The organism is Helicobacter sp. 10-6591 (genome assembly GCF_003288805.1).
Lineage (GTDB): Bacteria > Campylobacterota > Campylobacteria > Campylobacterales > Helicobacteraceae > Helicobacter_F.
Genome location: NZ_NHYK01000037.1, coordinates 1 through 2,986 on the forward strand (window position 1 = coordinate 1; position 2,986 = coordinate 2,986).

Annotated in this window: 3 protein-coding genes; 1 reads left to right on the forward strand and 2 read right to left on the reverse strand. The window is 38.5% G+C overall.

The genetic code is table 11. The features are described 5' to 3' along the window. Positions 1-97 precede the first annotated feature (97 nt). Together yedF and yedE are read right to left on the reverse strand one after the other, a co-directional pair. Positions 98-331, reverse strand: coding sequence for a sulfurtransferase-like selenium metabolism protein YedF (gene yedF / locus CCY97_RS08010; protein WP_112064944.1), 234 nt, complete (start codon positions 329-331; stop codon positions 98-100). Next, positions 332-1,549, reverse strand: coding sequence for a selenium metabolism membrane protein YedE/FdhT (yedE, locus tag CCY97_RS08015; RefSeq protein WP_112064945.1), 1,218 nt, complete (start codon positions 1,547-1,549; stop codon positions 332-334). It lies immediately after the preceding gene. Between the two features lie 147 nt (positions 1,550-1,696). Here yedE and CCY97_RS08020 point away from each other — a divergent pair, with 147 nt between their 5' ends. Further along, positions 1,697-1,882, forward strand: a complete 186-nt coding sequence (locus tag CCY97_RS08020) for a molybdenum-pterin-binding protein (protein ID WP_112064946.1) — start codon at positions 1,697-1,699, stop codon at positions 1,880-1,882. Positions 1,883-2,986: the final 1,104 nt, after the last annotated feature.

Consider the following 2,986-nt stretch of genomic DNA (forward strand, 5'->3'; position numbering starts at 1 on the left):
AGGGCATTGTTCATAGGGAGTATAGAGAATTCATTGAGCATACGTTTTTGGGTATTTAGTATTTCACTGCTTGCTAAGAGATGTCCACCACCTTGGATTAGGGCTTTTTGATAAGAAATCGCAGTGTTGGACCATCTTGCTCAATTAAAAGCATTTCAAATCCACGCACTTTGACATCATGCGGGATAGAGTTAATACTTTGTGGGCAATCACATAGCACCTCTAGCACCTCGCCACTTTTTAACTCAGGCAACACATCAAGTGTCGCAATAGCTGGATATGGACAAGCTTCACCCTGCAAGTTGATAGAATAAGTGATTTGCGTATCCATTTAAACACTCCTTTTAAAGAAAAAGTAACGATAAATTAACACCAAGCACAACATACCAACGAGCAAAGAAATATTTATGCCAAGTCCGCCTAGCTTGCCAAATACTTCTAAGAGATTGACTTTCACACCCGAGACAAGTACACTAGGGAGGTAATCATAACTTAGTGCAAGTGCCATCGTGCCAATGAAGTTTGTAATTCCAGCGATAAAAAAGTGCATTTGCCCTTCACATGCGCGATACATCCACCCACACTCGCAACCTCCAGCAAACACAATCCCAAAGCCAAACAAGAATCCACCAAGCACAATGGCAAGGCTTACTTCAACAATCTTTATCCCAGCACCTTGAAATACAAAGCCAAAAGCAATGATACTTGCAGCAATCATACCAATAATCGCACCTTTTGTCGCAATATCTCTACCAAACAAAAACAAATCCCTAAAGCAAGAGGTAAAACACACCTGCCCTTTTGCGATGATAAATCCAAAGGCAAAGCCAAAAATAAGCGCAAGAGAAAGCAAACTTTGCTTGTCTTTTGGATTGATGGCAGGATTTGAGATGATGAGATACGCTACCCACGCGATAAAAAGGGCAAACACAACAATGCCATAGCTAAAATGCCGCTTTGCGCGCGCCTTGTCTAGAGGGATAGCACAACCTCTGCCATTTGTCCTAACAAGCTTTGCACGTGGCTTGAAAAAAGGCATATTACACACCTTCACGCCAAGATAGATTCCAACAATCATAAAAATCGTAAAAACCCAAGTATGTAAGGAAAAATAAGGAAGCCCGGTAAAGAAATTTGCCAAATTGCAACCAAATGCAAGACGCGCACCAAAGCCTGCCAAAAAGCCCCCGACAATGGCTTGAAAAACACGGATTTTACTAGCTGGCAGGCGAAACTTCACTTTATTCGCCCATAAAGACGCTACAAGACAGCCTACAAACATACCAATAAGCATAATACCATCAGTGCGCGTAAGTGGCGTGCCGTTAAGATTTTGCTTTTGATAATAAGAAAATCCGCTCAAATCCGCCCCAAAAAGCTCCAAAAACTCGCCACCCCAACGTGTCATCTCGCCTGTTACAGCCCATACGCCACCAAAGATTCCAAAATATACGGCAGAAAGCACACCTAACACAATCATCGCTACGCCAATATTCCAAAAATTCACAAGATACTTACGAAAGGAAAAAATATGAGAGAAAGAATCCATAGCAAGAACTCCTAATTAAACTTGTATTTAGCCAAACCTTGGCTCAACCTTAGGAAAAGCGCGCGGATTCTAACAATCCTTAGTTTAAACTCATCTTTTATACCTTACAATGTTTTGTTTTTTTGTTTCACTTTTAAAGAACAAGCAATGAAAATTAGCGCGAGAAATCAGCTTAAAGGGCAAGGTGGAGAGATTCAAAAAAGTGCGGTAAATGCGCTTCTACTTGATATCGGCGCAGGGTGCATCAGCGCAATAATTTATACTAGATTCTATTTCGTGGCTTTGTGGTATGGAAAATGCGCATTTTTACAGGCATTCCAAGTGCTTTTTTAATCTTAAAAGGCAAAATCAATTTAAAAGAACACATTTCATTAAAAAGCGTCTGTATTTTAATAGTTTTTTGCATTTGCGCGTTTTTTTACGCACGTATAGGGCTTTACAATCCTGTGCTCGTGTGCTTTGCTAAATTCTTATATTTTGTGAAAATTCCATGCCAATGCGCGCTGGTGTGATTTCTTGCATTTTTTTCTTGCAGAAATTTTTTCTCTAAATTTCTCATTAACCTGGGCGCATTTCACAAAAAACTAAAATTAAATAATTCTAAAAAAGAATAAAAATTTTATTTTTTCTTGCAAACATTCCGCTCTTTTTGTGAGGGGAGGGGCGATTCAAAAAGTGAGGATGTTTTCAAAATGAGGCGGGATTCTTTGTGAGGGTACGTTTTACTTTTAGCTACAAAAATCTCGCTTATTATTAAAATGTGGGGTGGGGTTTTTGTGTGTAACTCATGGTGTTTGTGGTTAGTCTTGTGTGGTTTCTTGCACGGGGTGGCTTTTGCTTTGTGATACGCGCAAGCTTTACAAGATTTTCATAACCTTATGAGGTTATGCGCTTCCAAAATCGCGCTTATTTTTCCCACGCAAAAAATTAAAATATTACAAATATACACAAATAGTCCCACACACAAAAAAAAAGAAAATCTCCTATTTTTGACTGCACTTTTAGTGTTTTCTTTTAATCATTTTTGCGTTGCCTCGTTTTAAAGCTTTTTAAGCTTAACGCACGCAAAAATATTAAAATGTGTGTATTTTTTTAAGTTGTGGAATTGCATTCTAGTATTCTAAAATGCCCTGCTAAAACTCACAAGGCGTGGCGTGATTTTGCAAGCATTTAGCTAATAGTAAAAATGTGTGTGCAAGAATAAAGAAAGCGCAAAACTTAGACAAACACATTAAGCTAAAGCAGCATTTATTCCGCTTGACTTTCCACTTCACGCACATTGTGTTATTTGGATTTTTAGTTTAACACTTTATTTTGTCTAAATTCTCCAAAATATATCCGCTTTGGTATAAGCACTAAGAGACATATCAAGAGAATCAAGTTGGCCAAATGCTTGTTGGTAGAATGTATCAAGTGTGCTGCTGTGGCGAATAGATT

Excerpts from the sequence above, each read along its gene's own strand:
- yedF (WP_112064944.1), bottom strand. The coding sequence starts at position 331 with ATGGATACGCAAATCACTTATTCTATCAACTTGCAGGGTGAAGCTTGT.
- yedE (WP_112064945.1), bottom strand. The coding sequence starts at position 1,549 with ATGGATTCTTTCTCTCATATTTTTTCCTTTCGTAAGTATCTTGTGAAT.
- CCY97_RS08020 (WP_112064946.1), top strand. The coding sequence starts at position 1,697 with ATGAAAATTAGCGCGAGAAATCAGCTTAAAGGGCAAGGTGGAGAGATT.